This is a genomic window from Roseibium litorale, from assembly GCF_014842915.1.
Lineage (GTDB): Bacteria > Pseudomonadota > Alphaproteobacteria > Rhizobiales > Stappiaceae > Roseibium > Roseibium litorale.
In genome coordinates, this window is sequence record NZ_JACYXI010000004.1 from 235809 (window position 1) to 261741 (window position 25933).

Annotated in this window: 30 protein-coding genes; 21 read left to right on the plus strand and 9 right to left on the minus strand. The window is 60.9% G+C overall.

Going from position 1 to position 25933, the window contains the following annotated elements:
* Window positions 1-19 precede the first annotated feature (19 nt).
* The 4 genes from IG616_RS08875 to IG616_RS08890 are packed head-to-tail and all read right to left on the minus strand — an operon-like array spanning window position 20 to window position 1779.
* Complete coding sequence (locus tag IG616_RS08875) at window positions 20-325, minus strand: urease subunit beta (protein WP_192147789.1); 306 nt, start codon at window positions 323-325, stop codon at window positions 20-22.
* Window positions 322-552: a hypothetical protein gene (locus IG616_RS08880; protein ID WP_192147790.1), complete on the minus strand. Its 231-nt coding sequence runs from the start codon at window positions 550-552 to the stop codon at window positions 322-324. The genes IG616_RS08875 and IG616_RS08880 overlap by 4 nt, the downstream gene beginning before the upstream one ends.
* 24 nt (window positions 553-576) lie before the next feature.
* Complete coding sequence (locus IG616_RS08885) at window positions 577-879, minus strand: urease subunit gamma (protein WP_073014623.1); 303 nt, start codon at window positions 877-879, stop codon at window positions 577-579.
* Window positions 880-909: 30 nt separating this feature from the next.
* Window positions 910-1779, minus strand: a complete 870-nt coding sequence (locus IG616_RS08890; protein ID WP_192147791.1) for an urease accessory protein UreD — start codon at window positions 1777-1779, stop codon at window positions 910-912.
* Window positions 1780-2161: 382 nt separating this feature from the next.
* On the opposite strand from IG616_RS08890, the gene IG616_RS08895 reads away from it, so the two are divergent.
* The 3 genes from IG616_RS08895 (at window position 2162) to IG616_RS08905 (ending at window position 5275) form a co-directional block, all read left to right on the plus strand.
* Complete coding sequence (locus IG616_RS08895) at window positions 2162-3526, plus strand: D-alanyl-D-alanine carboxypeptidase family protein (RefSeq protein WP_209007383.1); 1365 nt, start codon at window positions 2162-2164, stop codon at window positions 3524-3526.
* A 219-nt stretch (window positions 3527-3745) separates the two neighbouring features.
* A complete protein-coding gene (locus IG616_RS08900; RefSeq protein WP_192147792.1) occupies window positions 3746-3979 on the plus strand; it encodes a hypothetical protein in 234 nt (77 codons plus the stop codon).
* Between the two features lie 102 nt (window positions 3980-4081).
* Window positions 4082-5275 (plus strand): CobW family GTP-binding protein, encoded by a 1194-nt coding sequence (locus IG616_RS08905; protein ID WP_192147793.1) that lies wholly within the window; start codon window positions 4082-4084, stop codon window positions 5273-5275.
* 3 nt (window positions 5276-5278) lie between these two features.
* Here IG616_RS08905 and tesB read toward each other — a convergent pair whose 3' ends face one another.
* Window positions 5279-6148 carry an acyl-CoA thioesterase II gene (gene tesB / locus IG616_RS08910; RefSeq protein WP_192147794.1) on the minus strand — a complete coding sequence of 290 codons (870 nt, stop codon included), beginning with the start codon at window positions 6146-6148 and terminating at the stop codon, window positions 5279-5281.
* A 140-nt stretch (window positions 6149-6288) separates the two neighbouring features.
* Here tesB and IG616_RS08915 point away from each other — a divergent pair, with 140 nt between their 5' ends.
* From IG616_RS08915 to IG616_RS08970, 12 genes are all read left to right on the plus strand, one after another.
* Window positions 6289-7527, plus strand: a complete 1239-nt coding sequence (locus IG616_RS08915) for a ubiquinone biosynthesis hydroxylase (protein WP_192147795.1) — start codon at window positions 6289-6291, stop codon at window positions 7525-7527.
* A 27-nt stretch (window positions 7528-7554) separates the two neighbouring features.
* Window positions 7555-8409 (plus strand): SDR family NAD(P)-dependent oxidoreductase, encoded by an 855-nt coding sequence (locus IG616_RS08920; RefSeq protein WP_192147796.1) that lies wholly within the window; start codon window positions 7555-7557, stop codon window positions 8407-8409.
* 57 nt (window positions 8410-8466) lie between these two features.
* Complete coding sequence (locus IG616_RS08925; protein WP_192147797.1) at window positions 8467-8664, plus strand: twin transmembrane helix small protein; 198 nt, start codon at window positions 8467-8469, stop codon at window positions 8662-8664.
* A gap of 12 nt (window positions 8665-8676) precedes the next feature.
* Window positions 8677-9249 carry a cob(I)yrinic acid a,c-diamide adenosyltransferase gene (locus IG616_RS08930; RefSeq protein ID WP_192147798.1) on the plus strand — a complete coding sequence of 191 codons (573 nt, stop codon included), beginning with the start codon at window positions 8677-8679 and terminating at the stop codon, window positions 9247-9249.
* Window positions 9250-9289: 40 nt separating this feature from the next.
* Window positions 9290-9979, plus strand: coding sequence for a rhomboid family intramembrane serine protease (locus tag IG616_RS08935; RefSeq protein ID WP_192147799.1), 690 nt, complete (start codon window positions 9290-9292; stop codon window positions 9977-9979).
* 219 nt (window positions 9980-10198) lie between these two features.
* A complete protein-coding gene (locus IG616_RS08940) occupies window positions 10199-10948 on the plus strand; it encodes an electron transfer flavoprotein subunit beta/FixA family protein (protein ID WP_192147800.1) in 750 nt (249 codons plus the stop codon).
* 27 nt (window positions 10949-10975) lie between these two features.
* Window positions 10976-11908: an electron transfer flavoprotein subunit alpha/FixB family protein gene (locus IG616_RS08945; RefSeq protein WP_192147801.1), complete on the plus strand. Its 933-nt coding sequence runs from the start codon at window positions 10976-10978 to the stop codon at window positions 11906-11908.
* Between the two features lie 155 nt (window positions 11909-12063).
* Window positions 12064-12945, plus strand: a complete 882-nt coding sequence (locus tag IG616_RS08950) for a 3-hydroxybutyryl-CoA dehydrogenase (RefSeq protein WP_192147802.1) — start codon at window positions 12064-12066, stop codon at window positions 12943-12945.
* 13 nt (window positions 12946-12958) lie between these two features.
* Window positions 12959-14449 carry a class I adenylate-forming enzyme family protein gene (locus IG616_RS08955; RefSeq protein WP_192147803.1) on the plus strand — a complete coding sequence of 497 codons (1491 nt, stop codon included), beginning with the start codon at window positions 12959-12961 and terminating at the stop codon, window positions 14447-14449.
* A 46-nt stretch (window positions 14450-14495) separates the two neighbouring features.
* Window positions 14496-14696, plus strand: a complete 201-nt coding sequence (locus IG616_RS08960; protein ID WP_192147804.1) for a hypothetical protein — start codon at window positions 14496-14498, stop codon at window positions 14694-14696.
* A gap of 202 nt (window positions 14697-14898) precedes the next feature.
* Complete coding sequence (locus IG616_RS08965; protein WP_192147805.1) at window positions 14899-15165, plus strand: hypothetical protein; 267 nt, start codon at window positions 14899-14901, stop codon at window positions 15163-15165.
* 36 nt (window positions 15166-15201) lie between these two features.
* On the plus strand, window positions 15202-15405 hold the full coding sequence (locus IG616_RS08970) for a hypothetical protein (RefSeq protein ID WP_192147806.1): 204 nt from the start codon (window positions 15202-15204) through the stop codon (window positions 15403-15405).
* 65 nt (window positions 15406-15470) lie between these two features.
* Here the strand turns inward: IG616_RS08970 and tlpA are convergent, their stop codons facing one another.
* Window positions 15471-16142: a thiol:disulfide interchange protein TlpA gene (gene tlpA / locus IG616_RS08975; protein WP_192147807.1), complete on the minus strand. Its 672-nt coding sequence runs from the start codon at window positions 16140-16142 to the stop codon at window positions 15471-15473.
* A 41-nt stretch (window positions 16143-16183) separates the two neighbouring features.
* On the opposite strand from tlpA, the gene argH reads away from it, so the two are divergent.
* From argH to IG616_RS08995, 4 genes are all read left to right on the plus strand, one after another.
* A complete protein-coding gene (gene argH / locus IG616_RS08980) occupies window positions 16184-17569 on the plus strand; it encodes an argininosuccinate lyase (protein ID WP_192147808.1) in 1386 nt (461 codons plus the stop codon).
* A gap of 103 nt (window positions 17570-17672) precedes the next feature.
* A complete protein-coding gene (locus tag IG616_RS08985; protein ID WP_192147809.1) occupies window positions 17673-17921 on the plus strand; it encodes a lipoprotein in 249 nt (82 codons plus the stop codon).
* Between the two features lie 111 nt (window positions 17922-18032).
* Window positions 18033-19304 carry a diaminopimelate decarboxylase gene (lysA, locus tag IG616_RS08990; protein ID WP_192147810.1) on the plus strand — a complete coding sequence of 424 codons (1272 nt, stop codon included), beginning with the start codon at window positions 18033-18035 and terminating at the stop codon, window positions 19302-19304.
* Between the two features lie 91 nt (window positions 19305-19395).
* Window positions 19396-21984 (plus strand): TIGR02302 family protein, encoded by a 2589-nt coding sequence (locus IG616_RS08995; RefSeq protein ID WP_209007385.1) that lies wholly within the window; start codon window positions 19396-19398, stop codon window positions 21982-21984.
* 112 nt (window positions 21985-22096) lie between these two features.
* Here the strand turns inward: IG616_RS08995 and IG616_RS09000 are convergent, their stop codons facing one another.
* The 3 genes from IG616_RS09000 to IG616_RS09010 are packed head-to-tail and all read right to left on the minus strand — an operon-like array spanning window position 22097 to window position 23965.
* Window positions 22097-22492, minus strand: coding sequence for a response regulator (locus IG616_RS09000; protein ID WP_192147811.1), 396 nt, complete (start codon window positions 22490-22492; stop codon window positions 22097-22099).
* Window positions 22493-22494: 2 nt separating this feature from the next.
* Window positions 22495-23058, minus strand: coding sequence for a hypoxanthine phosphoribosyltransferase (gene hpt, locus IG616_RS09005; RefSeq protein WP_192147812.1), 564 nt, complete (start codon window positions 23056-23058; stop codon window positions 22495-22497).
* Window position 23059: 1 nt separating this feature from the next.
* Entirely contained in the window at window positions 23060-23965 is a 906-nt protein-coding gene (locus IG616_RS09010; RefSeq protein ID WP_192147813.1) for a zinc-ribbon domain-containing protein, read from the minus strand.
* Window positions 23966-24181: 216 nt separating this feature from the next.
* Here IG616_RS09010 and ftsE point away from each other — a divergent pair, with 216 nt between their 5' ends.
* Both ftsE and IG616_RS09020 read left to right on the plus strand, forming a co-directional pair.
* On the plus strand, window positions 24182-24841 hold the full coding sequence (ftsE, locus tag IG616_RS09015) for a cell division ATP-binding protein FtsE (protein ID WP_192147814.1): 660 nt from the start codon (window positions 24182-24184) through the stop codon (window positions 24839-24841).
* Window positions 24842-24850: 9 nt separating this feature from the next.
* Window positions 24851-25894 carry a cell division protein FtsX gene (locus IG616_RS09020; RefSeq protein ID WP_192147815.1) on the plus strand — a complete coding sequence of 348 codons (1044 nt, stop codon included), beginning with the start codon at window positions 24851-24853 and terminating at the stop codon, window positions 25892-25894.
* The last annotated feature ends 39 nt before the right edge of the window (window positions 25895-25933 follow it).

Sequence of the window (25933 nt, forward strand, 5' to 3'; positions counted from 1 at the left end):
GCCAATTATCTGGGCAGGTTCATAGCCTGCCCATGACTTTCTGATTGAAACCGAAGACCGTCCGGTCGCCGCGATAGGGCACCAGACTGACCGAGCGGGTCTGACCTGGTTCAAAGCGCACGGCGGTTCCGGCTGGAATGTCCAGGCGCATGCCGCGGGCAGCCTCCCGGTCAAAGGACAGGCCGCCGTTGGTTTCTGCAAAATGATAGTGGCTGCCAACCTGGATCGGCCGGTCACCAGTGTTCGAAACATCAAGCGTAATGGCCTCAAGTCCGGCGTTCAGCTCGATTTCCCCGTCCGCGGGAAAGACCTCGCCCGGGATCACTTGCGCGAGCCCTTGACCGGAGCTTTGCCCGAAGCGTTGCCTGCGCGGGCCCAGACAATGGTTGCCAGCGCGGCGATCGCCAGTGCAGCGGCAAACAGCATTTCAACCGTCGTGAAGCTGGAAACCTCCGCATGCGGATGCACATGCGGCAGGGCGCCGGTGTGGGCGAGAGCGGTTCCCGCACCCGTCAGGATCATGGCTGCGGTGGAGGACAGAATGAGTTTCATGAAAATCTCCCGGGATGAACGGACTTAACGGATGGGCTCGTGGACGGTGACCAGCTTGGTTCCGTCCGGAAAGGTGGCTTCGACCTGAACGTCGTGGATCATCTCGGGGATGCCTTCCATGACCTGATCCCGGGTCAGCACCTTAGCGCCCGCTGCCATAAGGTCGGCAACCGAGCGGCCGTCGCGGGCGCCTTCGACAACGAAATCCGAAATCAGGGCGATGGCTTCGGGATAGTTGAGCTTCACGCCGCGCTCGAGCCGGCGGCGGGCCACCATGGCGGCCATGGAGATCAGAAGCTTGTCTTTTTCACGCGGCGTCAGGTTCAAGGAAACCTCCCCTTGGGTTCGGTGATGTGCTCAGCAGGACCAGACGCGAGGCAGCGCGGCTGAGCGGTATGTTTCGAGAAACTGGATGAGCGCAGACCGCAGGCTTCGACCGTCAGGCGCCGCAAACCGCGCCGTCAGGACGCCGTTCCAGGCGCTGGCGGCTGCGCGGGTGTTCGCGCCCGGCCCGAAGGCTTCAAGACTGGTGCGGGCCAGCTTGATCCGGTCTTCGGCATCTTCCGCGCAATCCACGAAAGTGGCGAAGGCCATGCCGCCCGTAAGGGCCGCCTTACCCTTGAGAATTCCGGCGGGCGTGCCCTTGATCCGCGCATCGTCGGCGAAGATCAGACGGCCATCGCGGCGGATACGCCAACGATCCTGGAACTCGACCGTTTCCATGGCCTCTTCCATGGCGGTGCGGCCGATCACGACAGATTCCACGGCAATCAGGCGGGCGCTGCCTTCAAGGTCCACCTGCATGCTCCGGTGCAGGGCGGAGGCATTGAAAAGAATTGCTTCCTGCGGCAGCCATTCCAGCGTCGCGCCATCGCCTGCGGAGAGCTTTGTATTCACCTGGCCATGTCCCGCCACGCGGCGGTAGGCCCGCTCAGCTGTCTGGGTCGTGGCAATCGCATGCCCTCCGGGGGCAACCGAGGCTTCGTAAGAGAGCCTGTCGCCGCCGGTGATGCCGCCTGCGGTGTTGATGATCACCGCAACGGGAGGTGCATCATAGACCTTGGGCAGCCTGACCTTGGCGCAACCGCTCTGGTAAAGGTCATCGAGACTTGTTTTCGTGCCGTGCTTGAAGGACACGCGGGCGATGCCCCGGGCGCGCTGCATGGCTGGCAGCGCGGCAGGGGCCGGGCCGGTGCTGATTTCATGCAAGCTGTCCGCGTCGAACATCTGACCTCACGAGAAGTGCCTGGCTGGCCGGGCACGGCTTGGAACGTTACGAACCTGAGTTGAAACCGCCTCCGGCAGGAAAGCAAGAGACAGGTCACGGCCGCATCAGTTCCCTGTCCTTGCAAACGGGGGGCCAGCCGGACGGGTCCGGTGGCGCACGAAAAATGGGCAGTGAACTGGAGTCCGGTATGCGTGCGTATTTTGTTTTTGCCTGCAGGTTAGGCAATTGATGTATTTTTGCGCATGATAATTGCAGCCTCCGGGGAAGCTTTTGCAATGGAGCCTGCAGATCGGGTATGGAATAGAGTGTGCAGGTTTAGCGCTTTAGCGCGTGCTGGCATGTTTCGGGCTGGGGGCAGCGGTTCAGACCAGCGAGGGTTTCGTGAAATTATCCTGTAGTTCCCGGCTGTTTGGCCGGATTGGCGTCATTCTGTCTCTGACCTTGGCTGCGTCCGTCTTGCTTGGCGGTGCCGGGTCCGCCCGCGCTGAAATCGGCACCTATATTCTGGTCGACGCCCAGACGGGCGCGGTGCTGGATGAGAAGGACGCGACCCGTCAGTGGTATCCTGCTTCGCTGACCAAGATGATGACCGCCTATGTCACCTTCAAGGCCATTCGCGAAGGCCGTGCCTCGCTGACCTCCCCTGTCGTGCAGAGCCAGAATTCCATTTCCGAGCCGCCGTCCAAGATGGGTTTCAAGGTTGGCACGCAGTTCACCGTCGACACCGCGCTGAAGATCCTTCTGGTGAAGTCCGCAAATGATGTGGCCGTGGCTCTGGCCGAGGCCATTGGCGGCACGGAAGAAGGGTTTATCACCCTGATGAACACCGAAGCCGCACGCCTCGGCATGCGGGACACCTATTATGTCAATCCGCATGGGCTGCCGGACAACCGCCAGGTGACGTCGGCGCGCGACCTGGCAATCCTGGCCAAGGCTCTGCGTGACGATTTTCCCGAGGCGCGGAACTACTACAATCATCCCGGGCTGAAATTCGGGAAAAAGACCCTGCGGTCCGCAAACCGCGAGTTCCTGCTGCGGGTACCGGGCGCGGACGGGATGAAGACCGGTTATATCTGCAACTCCGGCTACAATGTTGCGGCTTCCGTGACCCGCAATGGCCGCACGGTGATCGCGATCGTTCTGGGCGCGGCCTCCGGCCTGGAGCGCATCGCCTTCAGCCGCGAGCTTCTGGACAAGGGGTTCCGGACGAAATCCGCCCGCTATACGATCGACAACCTGCCCCACCGGGGCGGCACCCCGCCCCAGGACAATTATTGCAAGCGCAATGAGAAGCCGGACGCTGACCAGCTTCTGGCCCGCTATGACATGACCTCGGCCAAGCAGCCTGTCATGGCCTATGCTTCCAGCCGCCGCGATCCCGGTGCCGTGATCATTGGCGGCATCCACAGTGGTTCGGATGACAATGATGCCGAGGATGAGGGCGGCGTTCAGACCGGCAATGGCAAGGTGGACTGGGGCAAGGTGATGGACAAGATCATCGGGCCGCGCCGCATTGCCTATGAGCCCATCGTTGTGTCGCTTGGAACGCCGGACGGTCCTGCCCGCGATCCGGTGGCTCTGGCGCTGGTTCCGCTGCCCTCGCCCAATCCGGTGCGGGGTGGCGCCTTTGCCGCGGCAGAACCGGCATCTGCGGCAGCTGGGGAAACCCCTGGGTCTCCCGGTCAGATTTTCCGCAAGGGAATTGGCTTCTCCGTGCCGGTTCCAGCAGCAAGCCCGGGCCGCTGAGCCAAGAATTCTCCCCCGGTGGACAACCTGGGGAGAAACTTGCAGCGTTGCAAAATCCCTAAACTTTAAATCTTTCTTTACCGGAAGACTTAACAATCGGCTAACTGCTCGCGGACGGGCAGATCCTCCGTTTTGTTAGGACGGTTCCCGCCGCGGACATGCAGATAACCGGCGATGGCCCAGAAATGCGGGCCATCAGGCTCTTCGGAGAAGAATCTCATGATGGTGGAACCGCGCAGCTCTGCAACTATTCTGGCTCTGGCCGAGCTGGCCGAGCTGTCTGCCCGGCAGCTGGAAGACGGTCAGTCGATTGAGGACGTGATTGCGACCCTCCGTCAGGCTGCCAAAACGGTGCGTTCGGTCATCATCCCGGCGGAAGAAAAGCTGTCCGCTGAAGCCAAGGCCGGGGACAATGAAGACGCACCGGCCGAGCTGGAGAACATGTCCGCCTGATCGCTCAGTCCGGCACGGCAGACTGGATTTTTCCTCTCTGCGGTCTTAGGTGAAAGGCTCCGGGTCAGGGCGCAAAGGCGCCCGCCAATCAGGATAGCCGCCATGACCGACCAGCTTGCCACCCCGCCCCGCGGCCCGAAGCCGCCTATTCCGCTTTCCGTCATCACCGGCTTTCTCGGCTCCGGCAAGACCACGCTCTTGAACCGGATCCTGAAGGATCCGGCCATGGCGGACACGGCGGTCATCATCAATGAATTCGGCGAGATCGGTCTGGACCACCTGCTGGTGGACCAGTCGAGCGATGGGGTTCTTGAACTTTCCTCCGGCTGTCTGTGCTGCACCATCCGCGGCGATTTGGTGACCACGCTTGAGGATCTGTTACGGCGGATTGACAACGGCCGCATGGAGCGCCTTGCCCGGGTGGTCATCGAGACAACCGGATTGGCTGATCCCGCGCCCATTCTGCACACGATCATGCTGCACCCTTACCTTATGCTGCGCTACCGGCTGGAGAGCGTGGTGACACTGGTGGATGCGGTGAATGGCGCCGATACCTTGGCGACCCATGAAGAGGCCCGGCGCCAGGCGGCAGTGGCAGACCGGCTGGTCCTGACCAAAACCGACCTGATTGAAACACCGGAGCAGCAGGCCGCATTCGATGAGCTGAAGAGCCGCTTGAAAGGCTTCAACCCCGGTGCACGGGTTCTGATCGCTCAGGACGGCGAGGCAACGGTCGAGCGGCTCTTTGATGCGGGTCTCTATGACCCGGAGAGCAAGATCCCCGATGTGGCAAAATGGCTGAATGCGGAAGCCTATGAAGCGCCGCATGAACATACGCACGGCCACCATGATCACGGTCACGACCACCATCATGACCATGGCCATCACCACCACGATGTGAACCGTCACAATGACCGGATCCGGGCCTTCACGCTTTCAACGGACCGGCCGATCCCGGCGTCTGCCCTGGAAATGTTCATCGACCTCTTGCGGTCCGCGCATGGGTCCAAGCTGCTTCGGGTCAAGGGCATCGTACAGATCGCGGAAGATCCTGACCGGCCAGTGGTGATCCACGGCGTCCAGCATGTCTTCCATCCACCAGCAACTCTTGAAGGTTGGCCGGATGAAGACCGCCGGACCCGGATGGTTTTCATCACTTATGATCTGCCGGAAGGTTTTGTCCGGCGCATGTTCGAGGCCTTTTCCGGCGCGCTTTTACCCGATACGCCGGATTTGAAAGTCATGACCGACAACCCGCTGGCCATTTCCGGCTTCAGTGGACCGGTGCGTCGCTGACCTTTATTCGCGCGGTTTCTTGCGCCGGATCAGGCCTTCCTGAGCGGTTGATGCGACCAGAACACCGTCACGATTGTAAAGGAGCCCCCGGTTCATCCCGAGCGCGCCATAGGCGGACGGGCTGTCTTCTGCATAGAGCAGCCATTCGTCCGCCCGGAACGGCCGGTGGAACCACATGGCGTGGTCGAGGCTGGCCGCCTGTATCTCCGGCAGGAAAACCGATTTGCCATGGGGGAACATGGACGTGTCCAAGAGCGTCATGTCCGAGGCATAGGCCAGCACGCACTGGTGAATGCGCGGATCGTCTGGCAAGGCCGATGAGGCGCGGACCCAGACATACTGCTTTGGCGGAAGGGCTTTAGACGAGAAATAGTGGGTGAGATCGACCGGGCGCAGCTCGATCGGCCGCTCGCGCTCCCAGTATTTGCGGATGTTTTCCGGCACCGTGTCCGGCATGCGCGCAGCCATTTCCTTTTCGCTCGGCAGATCCTCCGGCATCGGAACCTCCGGCATGCCGATCTGATGGTCGAAGCCCTCTTCCGGCACCTTGAAGGAGGCCGACATGGAGAAGATCGCCTGGCCATGCTGAACAGCCACGACACGGCGGGTCGTGAAACTGCCGCCGTCGCGAATGCGGTCGACTTCATAGATGATGGGTACAGAGGGATCACCCGGGCGCATGAAATAGCCGTGGAGGGAATGCACTTGCCTGTCTTCCACCACGGTCCGCGATGCTGCGACCAGGGCCTGGCCAATCACCTGGCCGCCGAACACCCGCTGCCAGCCGACCTGCGGGCTGCGGCCACGAAACAGGTTGTGCTCAAGCGTTTCAAGGTCGAGAATCTGGAGAAGGCTGTCAATTGCCGTGGTCATCGGCGTGATCCCTGCTAAATAGGACGGTGTCGGGTACATGCGCCGCCGCAGGTGGCGCGTTGGTGCAGACTTGGACGAGGCTTGACGTATAAGTCAAGTTACCCAAAGGGAATACGCTGATGAACGCCCAGGAGAAGAACATGTCCGCGAAGGCCGCCACCGGAATCACCTATGACGTTGCCATTGCAGGCGGCGGCTATGTTGGTTTGTCGCTGGCTCTGGCGCTGAAATCGGCCGATCCGTCCATGGAAGTTGCCGTTATCGATCCGAAGCCAATGGACATTTTGCACAAGGATCCGAGGGCCTCGGCGATTGCCGCCGCAGCGAGCCGCATGTTGGATCAGCTCGGCATCTGGCAGGATATACTTCCCTCTGCCCAGCCGATCAACGAGATGATCGTTACGGACAGCAAGCTGCGTGACGCGGTCCGCCCTGTGTTCCTGACCTTTGGCGGCGAGACCGTGGAGGGCGAACCCTTCGCGCATATGGTGCCCAATGGGGTCATGCTTCCCGCTCTCTATGCAGCGGCCAGGGACCTGGGTGTTGCCTTTGCGGCGCCGGACACGGCTGCAAGTTTCAAGACCAGTGCCGATGATGTGACACTAAGCCTTGCCAGCGGCAGCACGCTCAAGGCCCGCCTGCTGGTGGCAGCGGACGGTGTCCGTTCCAAGCTGCGGGATCTTGCCGGCATCCGCACCGTGCATTGGGATTACGGCCAGTCTGGCATTGTCACCACGGTTGCTCACGAGCGTCCGCATGAAGGCCGGGCGGAGGAGCATTTCCTGCCCGCCGGCCCCTTCGCGATCCTGCCTCTTCCGGGGAATAGGTCTTCCCTCGTCTGGACCGAAAAGACCGAAGACGCGAAGCGGCTGGTGGCGAGCGATGATTTTACATTCGAAATGGAGCTGGAGCGGCGTTTCGGCCATCATCTCGGTGCGCTGGAGCTTGACGGACCGCGCAATGCTTATCCGCTTGGGTTGACGCTGGCGCGCGATTTCATCCGCCCGCGTTTTGCGCTGGCTGGAGACGCCGCGCATGGCATCCATCCGATTGCGGGCCAAGGCCTCAACATGGGCTTCAAGGATGTCGCCGCTCTTGCCGAAGTTCTCGTGAACGCCCGGCGTCTTGGCCAGGATGTTGGCGCCTTCGACGTTCTGGAGCGTTATCAGCGCTGGCGCCGGTTCGATGCGTTCCAGATGGGCGTGGTCACGGATGTTCTGAACCGGCTGTTCTCGAACGACAGCGATATCCTGCGGGCCGCGCGCGACTTCGGACTCGGGCTGGTCGACCGGATGCCGTCGCTCAAGACCCGTTTCATCAAGGAGGCGGCCGGGTTTGCTGGCCCTGCTCCGCGGCTCCTGTCGGGTGAGCCGATCTGAGTTTTCATCGGGAACGGGATTGCTTTTATGAGTGCTGACGCACGGACAATTTTGATTACCGGATGCTCTTCCGGAATTGGCCAGGTCGCCGCCCATCAGATGCGCGGCCGCGGCTGGCGGGTATTCCCGACGGCCCGGAAGCAGGCTGACGTCGACAAGCTGCTGGCGGAAGGCTTCGAAGCCTTCCTGCTTGATTATGAGCGGCCGGAAACCATTCAGGCCGCGCTGTCCTCTGTTCTGGAGCTGACCGGAGGCAAGCTGGATGCTTTGTTCAACAACGGAGCCTATGCGATCCCCGGGGCTGTTGAGGATATTCCCATCGACGGACTGAAGACGCTGTTTCAGGCCAATTTCTTCGGCTGGCACGAGTTGACGCAACCGGTCATCAAGGTCATGCGTGCCCAGGGGCATGGGCGGATCGTCCAGTGTTCCTCCATCCTCGGCTTCATCGCGATGAAATACCGCGGGGCCTACACATCTTCAAAATTTGCGCTCGAAGCCTATTCCGATACGCTGCGCCAGGAGCTGGATGGAACGGGCATTCACGTCAGCCTGATCGAGCCAGGCCCGATTGCCACCCGTTTCACGCCCAATTCCCTTGCCAATTTTGACCGCTGGATCGGTGAAGAGGGCATGAAGGCTTCGCCACATGAGCAAATCTACCGGACACGGCGCAAGCGTATGGAAGGCGGAGAGCCGGGCTTCTTTAAGCTGGGGCCGGGATCGGTTGTCGAGAAACTGATTCATGCGACAGAGGCTAAGCGGCCGCGGGCACGCTATCGTGTGACCATCCCGACGATTGCCCTGAACATCATCAGGCGGGTGCTGTCCACCAGACTTCTGGACCGCTTCCTGATCCGGGCAGCCAATTCGGAAGAATAGAGGCGGCAGATGCCGCTAGGATAGGCCCGCCTAAATGGCGGGCATGGGGAAATGACGATGGAAACGATCTGGAATTACGCGATCCCTGTGGCCATGGGCGCTGTCGCCTTGGTCCTTCTGATGGGGCTTTGGAACATGTTCCGTGGTGGCTCCTCCAGCCGGTCGCAGACACTCATGCGCTGGCGGGTCGGCTTGCAGTTTTTGGTGATCGTGCTGGTCATGACCGGCGTATACTTTTTTGGACAGGGCAGATAAGGGCAAAGCCGCATGGTCGTACTGAACAAGATCTACACCAAGACCGGTGATGACGGCACGACCGCGCTGGGCTCTGGCGAGCGGCGCAGAAAAAGTGATCTGCGCGTCGAAGCCTATGGCACGGTAGATGAGACCAACTCGGTTCTCGGTCTTGTCCGTCTCCATACGCAGGGCGAAGCAGAGCTGGACGCAGTGCTTGGGCGGATTCAGAACGACCTTTTCGATCTCGGCGCCGATCTGGCAACGCCGGATACCGGTGAAGACCTCGGTTATGAACCTTTGCGGATCACCGATGGGCAGGTCACGGCGCTGGAGAAGGAAATCGACCGGTTCAATGCGGATCTGAAGCCGCTCCGGTCCTTTGTCCTGCCGGGCGGCAGTCCGGCTTCGGCATACCTGCATCTGGCGCGCACGGTTTCCCGCAGGGCTGAGCGGCTGATGGTCGAGCTGGCAACGCGAGAGCAGGTTGGCTCTGCCGCCATCCGTTACATGAACCGGCTTTCCGACTTTTTCTTCGTCGCGTCCCGCTATCTCAACGCCAAGGGCGAGGGCGATGTGCTCTGGGTGCCCGGCAAGAACCGCTGATCTGGCTCCCTGAGCTGGGTGCCGTTGGCCGGAGCTGCGCATGTTCATCCCTTTGCACGACCACAACTCCCTGAAACACGTGCTGCGTCCTGTGGTGACCTGGGGGCTGATCCTGCTCAATGTTCTTGCGTTCTTCGTACTGCAAGGGGCGGTGACCGGCGGCATCTCGGAAGCCTCCGTCCTCTCCTACGGGCTCATTCCGTCGGTGGTGCTGGATGTGAAGGATCTCGCGCCGGAACTGCAGGCGGTGCCCGATAGCCTGACACTTTTCACCTACGCCTTTCTTCACGCGGATTTCTGGCATCTGGCAGGGAACATGCTGTTCCTTTGGGTCTTCGGCGATAACGTCGAGGATGCCATGGGGCATGCGCGCTTTCTGATCTTTTACCTCGTCTGCGCGGCTGCCGGCGGGCTGGCCTATCTTCTGGTCAATACGGGTTCGGATGCGCCCCTGATCGGTGCCTCAGGCGCTGTCTCAGGTGTTGTTGCTGCCTATCTCATGCTGCACCCGAAGGTTCAGATCTGGGTTCTGGCGCTGGGCCGGATCCCCTTGCGTCTTTCGGCCCAATGGGTGCTTGGCGCGTGGGTTCTTTACCAGATTTACCACGCGGTTCTGTCCAGTGCAGGGTCTGTGGCCTGGTCGGCGCATATGGGTGGTCTGATGGCCGGCGCAGTGCTCGTCCCGGTCCTCCGCCGCGGGGGTGTCGTGCTTTTCGACCGGGGCCTCTAAGCCGGTTAATTCCGGCTGGTCAGAACCTCATTCCGCTATCTTGGCAAATCGTCCTAGTTCCCTAGCGCAAGCGTTGACAGCCGGGAGGACTGTCTTTACCGTCCCGCCGCATGCGTAACAATTGGCCGAAAACCGCCATTTATGTAGCGCGACATAATTTGCCGGCAGAGCCAAATGATGCAGTGCGGCATCCGTGCCGTCTAGCGGAGGTAAAACCTGATGAAGATCCTAGTGCCCGTGAAGCGGGTGATCGACTACAACGTTAAGGTTCGCGTCAAGGCGGACGGTTCCGGTGTGGACCTTGCCAACGTGAAGATGTCGATGAACCCCTTCGACGAGATCGCGGTGGAAGAAGCCCTGCGCCTGAAGGAAGCGGGCAAGGCAACCGAAGTTGTCGTCGTTTCCGTGGGCCCGCAGCAGGCGACCGAAACCCTGCGCACGGGTCTGGCCATGGGCGCTGACCGGGGCATTCTGGTCAAGACAGATGCCACCACCGAGCCGCTGGCCGTTGCCAAGATCCTGAAGGGGATCGTCGAGGCAGAAGAGCCGGGCCTGGTGATCCTGGGCAAGCAGGCGATCGATGACGATTGCAACCAGACCGGACAGATGCTGGCTGCTCTTCTTGGCTGGGGCCAGGGCACCTTCGCCTCCAAGGTCGACCTGGGCGAAGGCTCCGTTGCTGTGACCCGCGAAGTCGATGGCGGCCTGCAGACCGTTTCGCTGAAGCTCCCGGCCATCGTCACCACCGACCTGCGCCTGAACGAGCCGCGCTATGCGTCGCTGCCCAACATCATGAAGGCCAAGAAGAAGCCGATCGACGAGAAGACCCCGGAAGACTTCGGCGTTGACGTGACCCCGCGTTTGACCGTCGTCTCCACCGCCGAGCCGGCTGCCCGCCAGGCTGGCATCAAGGTCGCTTCCGTGGCCGAACTGGTCGATAAGCTGAAGAACGAGGCCGGCGTCCTCTGAGGACCCGTCACAGGAGGAAAAAGATCCATGACGACACTTCTTGTGGCCGAACACGCCGGTGGCGCGCTGAATGACGCAACCGCAAAGGCCCTGACCGCCGCCGCCGCGCTTGGCGCCGATGTCCATGTGCTGGTTGCCGGCAAGGACGTGAAGCCGGTCGCCGAGGCAGCTGCCCAGCTCTCCGGCGTTTCCAAGGTGCTGGTTGCCGACAATGACGCTGTGGCTCATCAGCTGGCAGAGCCGATGGCCGCCCTGATCGTCGAGCTGGCGTCCGGCTACGACGCGATCGTGGCTCCGGCGACTGCCAACGGCAAGAACATACTGCCGCGCGTTGCTGCCCTGCTCGACGTGATGCAAGTCTCCGACGTCACCAAGGTTCTCTCGGCGGATACGTTCGAGCGTCCGATCTACGCAGGCAACGCACTGCAGACCGTGAAGTCCAACGATCCGAAGAAGGTGATCACGGTCCGCACGTCCACCTTTGCAGCCGCTGCTGGTGGTGGTTCCGCTGCGATCGAAGACGTCTCGGCTCCGGCGGCAGGCGATCTTTCCAGTTTCTCCGGAGAGGCCCTGTCCAAGTCTGACCGTCCGGAACTCACGTCCGCCAAGATCATCATTTCTGGTGGCCGCGCGCTCGGCTCTTCCGAAAAGTTTCAGGAAGTCATCATGCCGGTAGCTGATGCTCTGGGCGCTGCGGTTGGTGCTTCCCGCGCCGCGGTCGATGCGGGCTATGCTCCGAACGACTGGCAGGTTGGCCAGACCGGCAAGGTGGTCGCTCCGGATCTCTATATTGCCTGCGGCATCTCCGGTGCGATCCAGCATCTTGCCGGCATGAAGGATTCCAAGGTCATCGTGGCCATCAACAAGGACGAGGAAGCCCCGATCTTCCAGGTGGCGGACTACGGTCTTGTTGGTGATCTCTTTGAGATCCTGCCGCAGCTCAAGACAGCCGTCGAATAATCGCCTCACGGGGCTCACACACTCTCCGGGGCGGTAACACGTGTTTCCGCCCCGAAACTCTTGCGGTCTCAGCGTAGACTTGCCAAAAATAGCGCCGGCAGGCGGTCGAAGGGAAAGCGGCTGGCTTTTCCCTCACTCAAGGATCGGATTGGACGATGGTGGTCGAAATCAAGAAAATTGGCGTTATTGGATCTGGTCAGATGGGCAGCGGTATCGCTCATGTCTGTGCAGTTGCCGGGTACGATGTCGCCCTCAGTGACATTTCGATGGACCGGATCGAGTCCGGCCTGGCCAACATCAATGGCAATCTGGCCCGCCAGGTTCAAAAGGGGCAAATTTCCGAAGAAGCCCGCACCAAGGCTCTCGCGCGTATTTCTCCTGCCGTTGATCTCGACATGCTGAGCGAAGCGGATCTGGTGATTGAGTCCGCCGTCGAGAACGAGCAGGTCAAGCGCAAGATCTTCTCGCAGCTCTGCCCGCTCTTGAAGCCGGAAGCGATCCTCGCGACCAACACCTCCTCCATCTCGATCACACGCCTTGCGGCTTCCACCGACCGTCCGGAACGTTTCATCGGCATCCACTTCATGAATCCGGTTCCGATCATGGAGCTGGTGGAACTGGTGCGCGGCATCGCGACGGAAGACGAAACCTTCGAAGCGTCGAAGGAATTTGTTGCGAAGATCGGCAAGACCATCGCGGTCGCTGAAGATTTCCCGGCCTTTATGGTCAACCGTATTCTGCTGCCGATGATCAACGAAGCGATCTACACGCTCTACGAAGGCGTCGGGTCCGTTGAATCCATCGATACGGCCATGAAGCTGGGTGCGAACCACCCGATGGGCCCGCTGCAGCTGGCCGATTTCATCGGCCTCGACACCTGTCTGTCTATCATGCAGGTGCTGTATGAAGGCCTTGCCGACAGCAAGTACCGTCCGTGCCCGCTGCTGGTGAAATACGTCGAGGCAGGCTGGCTTGGCCGCAAGACCCAGCGCGGCTTCTATGACTACCGCGGGGACGTTCCGGTTCCGACCCGCTAAGCGGCCGTAGAAAATGAACCTCGCCCACTACTGCCTCACCAACGCTTCGCCTTCGGGAGAAGCGGTTGCGCTGGAGGTGGTGGGGCCGGGCGGGGCACTGCTTGAGCGCTGGACCTATGGCGAAGTCGAAGCCATGGTCCTGCGCATCGCAGCCGGATTTACTGCGGCGGGTCTGAACCGCGGCGACCGGGTGCTGCTCCGCTTGGGGCATTCCAGCGATTTTCCGCTTTTGTATTTCGGCGCCATCGCCGGCGGCTTCGTTCCCATTCCCTCTTCCGACATGCTGACGGCCTCCGAGGCCGGGGCGCTTCTGGCGGACAGCGGGGCGGCTGCTGTGGTGCATGACGGCAAGACCGTGCTTCCCGAAGGCGTGTTTCTGCCGCTCGGGCCTGCCGATATTGCAGCGATGAAAACAGGCGCGCCTGGCCACTACGCGGAGACATCTGCCGGTGATCCGGCGTTTCTGGTCTATACCTCCGGCACCAGCGGCACACCCAAGGGGGTGCTTCATGCGCACCGCGCAGCGATGGGCCGGGCGCCCATGTATCAGGGCTGGTACGGTATTTCCTCCAAGGACAGGCTGCTGCACGCCGGGGCCTTCAACTGGACCTACACACTGGGCGTCGGGTTGATGGACCCATGGGCCAATGGCGCTGTCAGCATCGTCTATGACGGGCCACGGGACCCGGAAGTCTGGCCGCAGCTGATTGAGGCCTCCGGTGCGACCCTGTTTGCCGCCGTTCCCAGCCTCTACCGGCGGATCTTGAAATATGGCGCGGTGAACCGGGAGAGCTTTCCGGCCCTGCGCCACGGGCTGACCGCAGGCGAAGCCTTGCCTGCTGAGCTTTACCTTGCGTGGAAAGAAGCGACGGGCCGCGAGCTTTATGAAGCTCTGGGCATGAGCGAGATCTCGACCTATGTCTCGAGTGGGCCTCAGGTTCCTCCAAAGCCCGGCTCTCCCGGCAAACCTCAGACGGGCCGTAAAGTCGCGGTGCTGTCCGAAACGGAGGCCGCTGCCGCAGTCGTTGCACCTGCCGGCGAAGCAGGGCTGCTGGCCATTCACGAGAGTGAGCCGGGCTTGATGCTCGGCTACTGGCAGCGACCGCAGGAGACTGCTGAAGCCTTCCGGGACGGCTGGTTCCTGACCGGGGACCGTGCCCGTTTCGATGAGGACGGCTATCTCTGGTATGAAGGGCGGGCAGATGACCTGATGAACGCCTTCGGTTACCGGGTTGCGCCTCAGGAGGTGGAGCGGTGCCTGTCCGGCCATCCGCAGGTGTCGGAAGTGGCTGTTACCGCTCTGGAAATGCGCCCGGGTGTCAGCCTGATCACGGCCTTTGTCGTGCCCGGTGATGCAGGCTTCAGGGATGCCGATGATCTTGCTCGATGGGCTGCGGAGCATCTTGCCGAATACAAGCGCCCGAAGGCCTACCGCTTTGTGTCTTCCCTGCCCAGAACCGCCTCCGGCAAGGTCCGGCGCAAGGCCTTGGTCTCGTTAACATGATCAAGATTTAACGCTTTGTTTACCGGATAAGCTCAAATTCCCGTCTATGGATATTTCGTCCCTCGCCACCACTTTCGCGGTTACCCAGCAGACCCGCACGGATCTCGCGCTTCAGTCCGAGATGATGAAGATGGCTGCCGAATCGCAGACCATGGTGGTGGATCTATTGCAGCAGGGCGCTCAGAGCCTTGAGGCTCTTGCCCCGCGCGCGGATGGCCTGGGCCAGCAAGTCAACATCACAGCCTGACTCTTCTGTTCATTCTGGTTTCTGCGCTCTGTGGCGGTGTTTACGTTGCATTTTGCCATGTATTTAAAATTTTAGTCTAAATAGACTAAAATAGTTATTTCCTATTAAATTCCAGGTTCATCCGCTTCCGCTACGTTAAAACTTGACGGAGCTTCATGCTCCATGTTCTTGAGCTGATGCACTCATCACCGGAGGGAGCGAAATGCTCGATTCAATTGGTGGCAGCAGCCTTTCGTCTCTGGGTTACTCTAACTCCGGAAACGGGGGCGAGAACGCCAGCACTGCGGAAAAGCTTCAGCAGAACAATGCGGAGCAAGAAAGAAAAGCTGCAGCTGCGGTATCGCGTCAGGCGGAACGCAGTGCGTCGCGCGCCGAGCAGCTTCAAAAGCAAGCCGAGCAACTGGAAAGCCGTGGCACAAACCGCGTCCGGGAAGCTGGCTTGGGATCCCGTCTGGACATAACTGTCTAGGCGGCAGGGGCGGGCGTTCGAAAAGGAGTAGGAAATATGGTGGAAGGTGTCTCTGGCGCTGCGTCTTACGGTGTAGCGAATGTTCGAAGTGAGCTTGCGGCGAACAACATTCGCCAGTCCAATGAACAGGACCGCCAGACTGCGGAAGAATTGCGCGAGACGTCCCAGACCCGTGAGGAAGAGCGCCGCGAAAGCCGCAAGATTCCGGGCCTCGGCAACGCTGTCGACATCACCGCTTGATCGGGTGATGCCTCGCCGGTTTGATACGCTTATAACGGCGGTTGTCCTGTGACGGGGCGCCGCCGTTAGCTTTTGGTTCCCTTGAAGGCGCTGATAGCGGCCGCAATGAGAGCCTTGGCTTCTCCGGAAGCCCATTCAGCGGGGCCATACATGGTGCCGATCTCGCAGCCGTCCGGTCCAACCAGGATGGTGGTCGGCAGGCCGGTGCCACGGGCCTTGGCGCGCAGGGCCGTCATCAGCGTGTTGGTCGGCTCGTGATAGAAGCCGAGGTTCTTTGCGCCGATTTCCTGCAGGAATGCTTTTGGCTTGTCTGCGGCGCCACGGTCCATGCTGACGGCGACGACGTCGAAATCAGGCCCGCTGAGATCGGCTTTGAGCTGATCGAGTGCGGGCATTTCCTTCCGGCAGGGAGCACACCATGTGGCCCAGAAGTTCATCAGCACGGTCTTGCCCTTGAAATCGGGCACGGAGACAGGTGCTTCTCCCTCGCCATTGAATTTCAGATCCGTGAGGCTCAAGGGCTTTTGCGCGGGCAGGAAGGCCGCAACCTCTCCCGTGGCGTAAGAACGGATCCCGTCAGCGATTTTCATCGAGACCTTGCAGTTTTGACCGCCGTTTGAGTTGCCATTCGGCCCGGCGATCACGTATACCGCCCCGATAACGGCCAAGGTGCCGGCAAGCCCAGCGGCAATCACGCGCCGTTTCGGTCGTTGTCCGGTTTTGGCTGGTTCCGTCATTCTTCTAAACCTCGCAAGGGGTATCTTTCAGGGGACAAGGCATGAGCAATCGCATGTGGGGCGGCCGGTTTGCCGAAGGCCCGGACGCAATCATGGAAGAGATCAACGCTTCCATCGACTACGACCGCAAGCTTTATAGGCAGGATATTGCCGGATCGAAAGCCCACGTGGCCATGCTCGCCGCACAGGGAATTGTCACGGCGGACGATGCCGCGACGATCACTCAAGGTCTAGACACAATCCTGTCAGAGATCGAAGCCGGGGAGTTCACCTTCTCCCGCGCGCTCGAAGACATTCACATGAACATCGAAGCGCGGCTTGCCGAGCTGGTCGGCCCGGCGGCTGGCCGCCTGCACACGGCCCGTTCGCGCAATGATCAGGTGGCGACCGACTTCCGCCTTTGGGTCCGCGACACGATGGACACGCTGGAGGAGCAGCTGACCGAGCTGATGCAGGCTCTGGCCGAGCGCGCAGACCAGCATGCTGGCGATGTCATGCCCGGTTTCACGCATCTCCAGTCGGCTCAGCCGGTGACCTTCGGCCACCATCTGCTGGCCTATGTGGAGATGTTCTCCCGTGACCGCAGCCGCGTCCGTGATGCCCGCAAGCGCATGAACGAATGCCCGCTCGGCTCTGCCGCTCTTGCCGGCACGTCCTTCCCGATCGACCGCAAGGCAACCGCCGTTGCGCTCGGCTTCGACCGGCCGATGGCGAACTCGCTGGATGGTGTGTCCGACCGTGACTTCATCATCGAAGCCCTGGCGGATGCGTCAATTTGCGCCATGCATCTCTCGCGATTGGCGGAAGAAATCGTCATCTGGTGCTCTGCCCAGTTCGGTTTCATCAAACTGTCGGACAAGTTCTCGACCGGCTCGTCGATCATGCCGCAGAAGAAGAACCCGGATGCTGCCGAGCTGGTGCGCGCCAAGACCGGACGCATCTACGGCTCTCTTCAGGCGCTGCTGGTCATGATGAAAGGCCTGCCGCTGGCCTATTCCAAGGACATGCAGGAAGACAAGGAACAGGCCTTTGACGGTCTGGCCAGCATCTCCCTGGCTCTGGCTGCCATGACTGGCATGGTCCGCGACCTGGAACCTGTCACCAAGACCATGAAGAAGGCGGCTGGCTCCGGCTATTCCACCGCGACGGATCTGGCCGACTGGCTCGTCCGCGTGCTGGGCATGCCGTTCCGCAACGCGCATCACGTCACTGGCCGCATCGTCGCCATTGCCGTGGAGCAGGGGATCGAGCTGCACAAGGTAACGCTTGAGGAAATGCAGGCGGTTGAGCCGAAGATCACCGATGAGATCTTCTCGGTTCTGTCGGTTGACAAGTCCGTCCGCAGCCGTGTGAGTTACGGTGGCACGTCGCCGGTGAATGTGCGCAAGCAGGCCCGCCGCTGGCTCAAGGACCTTGCCAAGGCCTGACGCCTTGGCCCTTCCGCATGGATCGGTCTTGCCGGGGTTGCCGGCAAGCGCCGGTCGTGCGAGGAAAGAGCAGCATTTGCATTCGGACGGGAAAGACGGATCCATGGGATCACAGGCCGCAAAGTTGAAACGCCTCGGCAAGGCCGCCGGTCTTCTGGCGCTAGGTGCCACGCTCGCGCTTGGCGGCTGTGGCCGCCGGGGGGCGCTTGATGCGCCGGGTGCAGCACCTGCTGCCACCGTGCAGGATCCGGCTGATGCTTATGGCACGCCTGCCGGTGTTGGTGCGAGCAGCTCTGTTGCCCGTCCGGCACCAGCGCAGACCAGCCGCTTTCCTCTCGACTTCCTGATCTGACGCAGCCAATCTGCCGCCAAATCAGCTTTTCCAGTCTCTTCGCCCTGTCCGGTGGCGTATCCCGCGGGATGCTGGTGTGCCGGAAGTGGCCCTAACTGAACGGGTTTTAACGTGCATCACTTCCAATATCGCAACGGTACGCTCTACGCCGAAGATGTTCCGGTCAGCCGGATCGCGGAAGAAGTCGGAACCCCGTTCTACTGCTACTCGACGGCAACGCTTGAGCGGCACTTCACGGTCTTCTCCGATGCGCTGAAGGACATCGACAGTCTCGTTTGCTATGCGGTGAAGGCCAATTCGAACCAGGCGGTGCTGACGACCTTAGCTCGTCTCGGTGCGGGCATGGATGTGGTGTCCGAAGGCGAGCTGCGCCGCGCCCGGGCCGCTGGTGTTCCTGCTGAAAAGATACTGTTCTCCGGCGTCGGCAAGACGGAGGCCGAGCAGGCTTATGCCCTTGGCGAGGGAATTCTTTGCTTCAACGTTGAGTCCGAACCGGAGCTGGTCCAGCTTTCGCGCGTTGCCCAGCAGATGGGCAAGACGGCCCATGTGTCCCTGCGCATCAACCCGGACGTGGATGCCAAGACCCACGCCAAGATCTCGACCGGCAAGGCGGAAAACAAGTTCGGCATTCCGTGGCAGCGTGCCCGGGAGGTCTATGCGGAAGCAGATGCCCTGCCAAACATCAAGGCCGTCGGTGTGGACATGCATATCGGGTCTCAGATCACCGAACTGGCTCCCTTTGACAGCGCCTTTGCGCGTCTTGGTGATTTGATTGCTGATTTGCGCGCGGATGGCCATGACATCGAGCACATCGATCTCGGCGGCGGTCTCGGCATTCCCTATGTCACTGACAACAGCCCTCCGCCGCATCCGGTCGCTTATGCAGAGGTTGTGAAGAAGCATGTCCAGAAGCTGGACTGCCGGGTCATCTTCGAACCTGGCCGTCTGATTACAGGAAATGCCGGGATCATGGTGACCAAGGTCATTTATGTGAAGCATGGGGCGGCGAAAGAATTCGTCATTGTGGATGGCGCGATGAACGATCTGATCCGACCGACCCTTTACGAAGCCTATCACGAGATCCGTCCGGTGACCGAACCTGCCGCTGATTTGCCGCGAATCACCGCGGATGTGGTCGGTCCTGTCTGCGAAACCGGTGACTATCTCGGCCATGACCGGGAATTGCCCGCGGTGGCGGCGGGTGATCTGCTGGCCGTCTATTCGGCCGGTGCCTATGGCGCAACGCAGTCGTCCACCTACAACACCCGCCTGCTGATCCCGGAAGTGCTGGTAAAAGACGGTGAATTCTCGGTCATCCGGCCCCGTCCGACCTATGATGATCTTCTCGGGCTAGACCATATTCCTGACTGGCTCAAGGATTAGTGATATCCGCAGCCGGTCTTTGGTTGTTTCAACAGCTTGCCGAACCGGCCTTCTTGCCTCACCCTAGACGGGTTGGGGGAACAGCGGAGGCATGGCCTTGGAGCGCAACGGCGCGAAGCGCGGCGGCAACGCCCCTGAATCTGAGATGAGACCGGGTGAGCGCCCGGAGGATGTGGCACGCCGGCTCGACCGGCTTGTCCGCAACAGCCGTGCTGCGCTGTTTGTCGAGCGCGTTTGGCGGGCCGCCCTGCCGCCTTTGATCGTGGCCGGGATTTTTACCGGCCTCTCTCTTATGGGCGTCTGGTTCTTGCCCCCTGCCTGGCTGCGGTTTCTGGCTGTCGGCCTGTTCGCTCTTGTCTTCGTCTGGTCCTGCCGTGACCTTTTCCGTGTCCGGTGGCCGGACAAGGAGGAGGCTCTTGCCCGGATCGAGGCAAGCGGGCGTTTTGCCCACCGGCCCCTGACCGCTGTCAGCGACACTCTTTCCTCCGGCTCTGAAGATCCGGCGACCGCTGCTCTGTGGCGGCTGCACCAGAAGCGGATGGCGGAAGCCTTGAGGGGCATGCGGGCCGGGGCTCCGGATCCGCGGGCCTACCGGCGTGATCCCTATGCCCTGCGTGTTCTTGCCCTGATGTTTATGATCACCGGTCTGGCTGCCAGTTCCGGCGACCGCTGGAGCCGGATTGCCTCCTCTGTCCGCGCACCGGTGGATCTCAAGGAAATTGCCAGCCGTCTTGACGCCTGGGTCACGCCTCCGCTCTACACGGCCCGGCCGCCTGTCTATCTGACAGGCCAGAGTGCAGCCTTGCGGGATGCGGACGCGCCTGTCACCGTGCCTCAGGGATCGAAGTTCGTTGTCCGCAGCCATGGCACGGATGGCTTTGAAGTGCGTACATCCGGCGGCATCGAGTTGACTCCCGCTGAACCAGAAGGTGCTGATGTGACCGCCGGGCAGCAGGGCATGCCCGTCGAGCGCACGGCCAATTTGGGCGCTTCCGGACAGATCGAGCTTTATGCGCGAGACGAGCGGATCACCGGCTGGCGCTTTCATGTGACGCCGGACGAACTGCCCGAAATCCGCCTGACGACCGATCCGGAAGAGCAGCTCAGCGGTGCGGTGAAGTTCTCCTATCTGGTGAAGGACGACTACGGCGTCGTTGCTGCCGAAGCGGATATTCAGCCGGTGCCGCAAAAAACGGCTTCCAACACGCCACCCCGTCCGCTGGTCGAGGCGCCGCATTTCCCGCTGTCCCTGCCGGCCCGTTCCCGTACGGCCAAGACCGGGGAGACCATCCGTGATCTCACCTCCCATCCCTGGTCGGGGTCCGAGGTCGAGATCATCCTCACCGCCCGCGATGAGGCCGGGCAGCAGGCCCAGTCCGAGCCGGTCCGCTTTACCTTGCCGCAAAGAAGCTTCCGTAATCCGCTGGCCCGTGCGGTGGTGGAGCAACGCCGGGATCTGGCGCTGGATGCGAACAATCAGGCCCGTGTGATCACCTCCTTCGACGCATTGCTTCTTGCGCCCGATGCCTTTGACATGCGCACTCAGGACTATCTCGGTCTGCGCTTTGCCTACCGGTCTCTGGTAAATGCCCATGGGGACGAGGAGCTGACGGCGCTGCTGCCACTGCTTTGGGACCTGGCTCTGACCATTGAAGACGGAGATCTGTCTCTTGCGGAGCGCGAGCTGCGCGATGCTCAGGAGGCTCTGCGCAAGGCGCTGGAAAATGGCGCGAGCGATGAGGAAATCGCGGAACTGATGCAGAACCTGCGTCAGGCGATGAATGAATATATGGAAGCGCTCGCCGAGCAGATGCGGCGCAATCCGCAGGCCATGCAGCCCTTCAACTCGCAACAGCAGCAACGTACCCTGAGCCAGCAGGATCTGGAGCAGATGATGAACCGGATCGAGGAGCTGGCCAAGACCGGTTCCCGGGACGCGGCCCGCGAACTGCTGGCCCAGATGCAGCAGATGATGGAGAACCTGCAAGCTGGACGCCCGCAGATGACCCCGGACGGGATGAGCAGCGAAATGATGCAGATGCTCAACCAGCTTGGCGAGATGATCCAGAAGCAGCAGCAGCTGATGGACCAGACGCACCGGTTCAATCAGGATCAGAGGCGCAGGGATCAGCGCGACGACCAGGGGCAGTCAGGCCAGCAGGGCGGTCAGGAACCGATGACGCGCGAGCAGCTCGAACAGGCCCTGAAGCAGCTCCAGAAAGGGCAGGGAGACCTTGCCCAGCAGCTTCAGGAGCTGATGGATCAGCTTGGGCAGAGTGGTCAGGGCCGTGAAGGCGGCAAGGGCGAGCTTGGTGAAGCCGGGGAAGCCATGGGCCGCGCCGGCAAGTCTCTCGGTCAAGGCGAGGGCGAGGATGCGGTCGGTCAGCAGGGCAATGCCCTCGATGCCTTGCGTCGCGGGGCGCAAAGCATGGTCGAGCAGATGATGAACCAGGGCGATGGCCCGGGCATGGCCCAGGGGCGTTCCCAGATGGACGAGGATCCGCTTGGCCGCCCGCGCCGGACGGAAGGCCCGGACTTCGGCAATCAGGTCAAGATCCCGGACGAAATCGACGTGCAGCGGGCGCGCCGCGTTCTGGAAGAGCTGCGCCGCCGCTTCTCCGATCCGTCCCGTCCGCAGCTGGAGCTGGACTATCTGGAACGCCTGCTGAGGCGTTATTGACACTCGGTGTGCTTTGGTCCGGCCCTCAATGGCGGGCTTGATGTCATATTGTCCAAAAGAAAAGCCCCGGCACACGGTCCGGGGTTTTTCTTTTGATGTTTGGAAAAGGAGCTCAGGCGTATCTGCGGTTTTCTTCCGGCAGATGGCCCGCGAGCGCGTTCTTTACCGATTTGCGGATGTCGGCGAGGGAAAACGGCTTGGAAATGATGTCATGCACCAGGTTGTCGAGGCCGTTCGCGCGTTCGCGCTGATCGGCAAACCCGGTCATGAGCAGAATGGGCAGGCCCGGCCAGTCGCGGGCAGAATGAAGCGCCAGCGCAATGCCGTCCATCACAGGCATCTTGATGTCGGACAGAAGCAGATCGAAGGCGCCATTCTCACGGGTCAGAACCTCGACAGCTTCTCCTCCGTCCTCAACGGCCCTGACGGAATGGCCATCCAGCTCTAGCGCCCGCTTCACGAAGCTGCGGACTGCCTCATCATCTTCGGTCAGAAGAATGCGGGCCATGGTCAATCTCCTACTGTCTCCCCGTTCCCGGTATCCTCCTCGGGAACGACATAACCAATGAACGGCAGCTGCCGCCACGCATGTCCCATATCCATTCCATACCCGACTACAAATTTGTCTGGACAGGCGAAACCAACGTAGTCGGCAAATATGGCAACCTTGCGGTGGTCAGGCTTGTCCAGCAACGCTGCTATTTTCACCGATTTGGCGCCCCGCTCCATGAGGCGCTCCTTGGCGAAAGTCAGCGTCCGGCCGGATTCCAGGATATCATCCACCAGAATTATATCGCGCCCGTTAACGTCACTTTCAACGTCCCGCAAAATCTTGATTTCGCTTGAGCCAGTCGTGCCGGCGCCATAGCTCGAAAGATGCATGAACTCCATTTCCGGCCTCAGGCCTGCGCGGTGCATCGCGCGGACCAGATCCGCCGAGAAAATGAAGCTGCCCTTGAGAACGGCGACGACCAGAAGCCGTTCCGGCTTTGATTGGGCGATTTCTCCCGCAAGTGCGGCGACCCGCGCCGCGATGGCATCTTCATCGAAGAGAGTGTTGATTTGCACGGTCATGTTATTCGAGTACTGCCTGACGTTGTCCGCGGTCGATGAAACGGACCTGAATGTCCGTGGCGCCTTTCGGCGGATCGGATAGAATGGTTCTGAAGCGGGTTTCGTCCAGAGCCTTGAGCACTTTCGTCCGCGGTTCGACTGTCCAGGCGTAGATTTCCTGAAGATCGCTGCCTCTGATTGACAATCTCACAGCCGGAACCGGAGTGCTTGTTTCTGTTATATTGCGAATGGAACCCTCGACGACAAGGACTTCCTTGCCCGCATCGATCTCATGGAAGGTGCGAAGATCCCGGAATTCAAGGCCGCGAAGGTTCACCTCCAGGCCGACTGTTTCAAAAAGGCTCGCCAGATCAGGCGCTTGCTTGACGATTGAATCCCTTAGCAGAACCACAACACCGCAAAGGCCGATGGCGGCCAGAAACAGCGTGATACCGCCGATGCGGCGGTAGTTCCGGCGCAGGATCCAGTTGAAGACCGCGCCGATGCGGTTCCGTTTGAACTTGTTCGGGTTAACAATGATCTTCGGGCGCTTGGCAAGGCTTTCGATGTCCGCGGGCCGTTCGGCGGGGTCACCGTCCTTTTCAGTTCCGGTTTTGGGAGAGGAGCTCTCTGCCTTTGCGGTCCGTGCGGGCGCTGGGGGAGCATCGTCCTCCTCGTCTTCATCGTCTTCGTCGCGGCCGCCATAGTCGTCGGTCTCGAAGGTTTCCGAAGCCTCAGCCTCTTCCTGTTCGTCCTGCGTCCAAGCGGCTTCGTCCTGGTCAATCTGCAGGTCCTCGTCTTCTTCCTGCTTGGGAGATACGAACCAGCGATTTCCACAGCGCGCGCATTTGACACTGCGTCCCTCGGGACCCAGAGCCTCGGGCTTGATATCATAGCTCGTGCTGCAGTCCGGACATTTGATCTTCATGCGAAGACGCTTCGCCTTCTATGTTAGGACTGCAAGCGGCCAGTTGCCGCCGTTGTCCTGAATGCGGCCGTGAACCTGGCCTGACTTTGAGACGTGACTCTGGCCGGGCTGCGGCAAACCGCACCCGTTCCGGATCACAGTCTAGAGGACATTCATATGTTTAATGAAGCGTTAACGGGCGAGGGCTAGCTTGCAGGCTTTGAACGGAGGTGAAGAGTGATCCGCTTCGAGAATGTCGGTCTGAGATATGGAATGGGATCGGAAATCCTGCGTGATCTCACGTTCAGGATTGAGCCGCAGTCCTTTCAGTTCCTGACTGGCCCTTCCGGCGCGGGCAAGACCAGCCTGATCCGCTTGCTGTTCATGTCCCTGCGGCCGACCCGCGGGCTGATCCGGGTGTTCGACCGGGATCTGTCGGTGATCAGCAAGCAGGAATTGCCGGAACTGCGCCGCAAAATCGGCGTTGTTTTCCAGGATTTCCGGCTGCTCGACCATCTGACCACCTATGAAAACGTCGCCTTGCCCCTTCGCGTCGTCGGCAAGGAAGAGCATGAATACCGCTCCGATGTGATCGAGCTTCTGAAATGGGTTGGTCTCGGCGACCGGATGCACGTTCTTCCACCTGTGTTGTCGGGCGGGGAAAAGCAGCGTGCGGCGATTGCCCGGGCATTGATTACCCGTCCCGAGGTGCTGCTAGCGGACGAACCGACTGGCAACGTGGACCCGCCGCTTGCCCGCCGTCTCTTGCGGCTCTTTATTGAGCTCAACAAACTGGGGACATCTGTGGTGATTGCGACCCACGATATCGCCCTTCTGGAACAGGTCGACGCCCGCCGGATGGTTCTGGCCGACGGACGGCTGCAGATTTTCGACTAGGACCGGCTGATGGCAGATCAAAAGACACCCGCCGGAACCAGCGAGCGCAATGTGCCTCCGGTGAAGGGGCCTGCAAAACCCAAACGGAAGAAACTTCCGGTGAAGAAGGCGCGTACGCAGCCGGAAACGCGGAACCGGGAAGACGGCCACAAATTGCGGCCGCCTGCGCCGATCGTGCCGCAGCAGTCGGTGGCCGGCCGGGCTTTGACCCTGGTTGTCGCGATCATGAGTTTCCTGGCCTGCCTTACCGTGGGCGGTGTATCCGTGGTCTGGGATGCGGCGGATGCCTGGCAGAATGATCTCGTGCGTGAGGTGACGATCCAGATCCGCCCGGCTGAAGGCGTCGACATGCTGCGGGAAATCGACAAGGCCATCGCGCTGACGCAGGAATTCCCTGGCATCGGATCGGTTCGGGCCCTGTCGGATCAGGAAACCAAGGAATTGCTTGAGCCCTGGCTAGGGAACGGCCTTGATCTCGATACCTTGCCCGTTCCCCGGCTGATCCAGATCACCGTAGACGATCCCTCGGCCCTGAAGCTTGACCAGCTGCGTGATGCACTTGCCAAGCAGGTGAACGGCGCCAGCCTTGATGACCATTCCATCTGGACGTCCCGGCTCTCCGCCATGGCGGGCGCTGTGGTTGTCGGTGGCTTCGGCATCATGATCCTTGTGTTCGGCTCGATGGTCTTGAGCGTGATTTTTGCGACGCAAGCGGCCATGGCCGGGAACAAGGATGTGGTTTCCGTGCTGCACTTTGTCGGGGCGGAGGATGGGTTCATTGCCCGCGAGTTTCAGCGGCATTTCCTGCTTCTGGGCCTGAAAGGCGGCATTTCCGGCGGCGCCTTTGCGTCTGTTTCGTTTCTGCTGCTCGACTTCCTGACGCGGGATTCCGGGGCAACAGCCAGCTCGGCACAGTTGTCCGCTCTCTTCGGATCTGTGTCCGTGTCCCTTCCAGGCTATCTTGGTGTGATCGGTGTGGTTTTTCTTGTTGCTGTTCTGACTGCATTGACCTCCGGTCTGGCTGTGAAAGCCCATTTGCGCAAAGTAGACTAGAAGAGCAATAAAACTGCCACCAAATCAGCCGAATCAGCT

Excerpts from the sequence above, each read along its gene's own strand:
- IG616_RS08880 (WP_192147790.1), bottom strand. The coding sequence starts at position 552 with ATGAAACTCATTCTGTCCTCCACCGCAGCCATGATCCTGACGGGTGCG.
- IG616_RS08890 (WP_192147791.1), bottom strand. The coding sequence starts at position 1,779 with ATGTTCGACGCGGACAGCTTGCATGAAATCAGCACCGGCCCGGCCCCT.
- IG616_RS08900 (WP_192147792.1), top strand. The coding sequence starts at position 3,746 with ATGATGGTGGAACCGCGCAGCTCTGCAACTATTCTGGCTCTGGCCGAG.
- IG616_RS08905 (WP_192147793.1), top strand. The coding sequence starts at position 4,082 with ATGACCGACCAGCTTGCCACCCCGCCCCGCGGCCCGAAGCCGCCTATT.
- tesB (WP_192147794.1), bottom strand. The coding sequence starts at position 6,148 with ATGACCACGGCAATTGACAGCCTTCTCCAGATTCTCGACCTTGAAACG.
- IG616_RS08915 (WP_192147795.1), top strand. The coding sequence starts at position 6,289 with ATGTCCGCGAAGGCCGCCACCGGAATCACCTATGACGTTGCCATTGCA.
- IG616_RS08920 (WP_192147796.1), top strand. The coding sequence starts at position 7,555 with ATGAGTGCTGACGCACGGACAATTTTGATTACCGGATGCTCTTCCGGA.
- IG616_RS08925 (WP_192147797.1), top strand. The coding sequence starts at position 8,467 with ATGGAAACGATCTGGAATTACGCGATCCCTGTGGCCATGGGCGCTGTC.
- IG616_RS08930 (WP_192147798.1), top strand. The coding sequence starts at position 8,677 with ATGGTCGTACTGAACAAGATCTACACCAAGACCGGTGATGACGGCACG.
- IG616_RS08935 (WP_192147799.1), top strand. The coding sequence starts at position 9,290 with ATGTTCATCCCTTTGCACGACCACAACTCCCTGAAACACGTGCTGCGT.
- IG616_RS08940 (WP_192147800.1), top strand. The coding sequence starts at position 10,199 with ATGAAGATCCTAGTGCCCGTGAAGCGGGTGATCGACTACAACGTTAAG.
- IG616_RS08945 (WP_192147801.1), top strand. The coding sequence starts at position 10,976 with ATGACGACACTTCTTGTGGCCGAACACGCCGGTGGCGCGCTGAATGAC.
- IG616_RS08950 (WP_192147802.1), top strand. The coding sequence starts at position 12,064 with ATGGTGGTCGAAATCAAGAAAATTGGCGTTATTGGATCTGGTCAGATG.
- IG616_RS08955 (WP_192147803.1), top strand. The coding sequence starts at position 12,959 with ATGAACCTCGCCCACTACTGCCTCACCAACGCTTCGCCTTCGGGAGAA.
- IG616_RS08960 (WP_192147804.1), top strand. The coding sequence starts at position 14,496 with ATGGATATTTCGTCCCTCGCCACCACTTTCGCGGTTACCCAGCAGACC.
- IG616_RS08965 (WP_192147805.1), top strand. The coding sequence starts at position 14,899 with ATGCTCGATTCAATTGGTGGCAGCAGCCTTTCGTCTCTGGGTTACTCT.
- IG616_RS08970 (WP_192147806.1), top strand. The coding sequence starts at position 15,202 with ATGGTGGAAGGTGTCTCTGGCGCTGCGTCTTACGGTGTAGCGAATGTT.
- tlpA (WP_192147807.1), bottom strand. The coding sequence starts at position 16,142 with ATGACGGAACCAGCCAAAACCGGACAACGACCGAAACGGCGCGTGATT.
- argH (WP_192147808.1), top strand. The coding sequence starts at position 16,184 with ATGAGCAATCGCATGTGGGGCGGCCGGTTTGCCGAAGGCCCGGACGCA.
- IG616_RS08985 (WP_192147809.1), top strand. The coding sequence starts at position 17,673 with ATGGGATCACAGGCCGCAAAGTTGAAACGCCTCGGCAAGGCCGCCGGT.
- IG616_RS08995 (WP_209007385.1), top strand. The coding sequence starts at position 19,396 with ATGGCCTTGGAGCGCAACGGCGCGAAGCGCGGCGGCAACGCCCCTGAA.
- IG616_RS09000 (WP_192147811.1), bottom strand. The coding sequence starts at position 22,492 with ATGGCCCGCATTCTTCTGACCGAAGATGATGAGGCAGTCCGCAGCTTC.
- hpt (WP_192147812.1), bottom strand. The coding sequence starts at position 23,058 with ATGACCGTGCAAATCAACACTCTCTTCGATGAAGATGCCATCGCGGCG.
- IG616_RS09010 (WP_192147813.1), bottom strand. The coding sequence starts at position 23,965 with ATGAAGATCAAATGTCCGGACTGCAGCACGAGCTATGATATCAAGCCC.
- IG616_RS09020 (WP_192147815.1), top strand. The coding sequence starts at position 24,851 with ATGGCAGATCAAAAGACACCCGCCGGAACCAGCGAGCGCAATGTGCCT.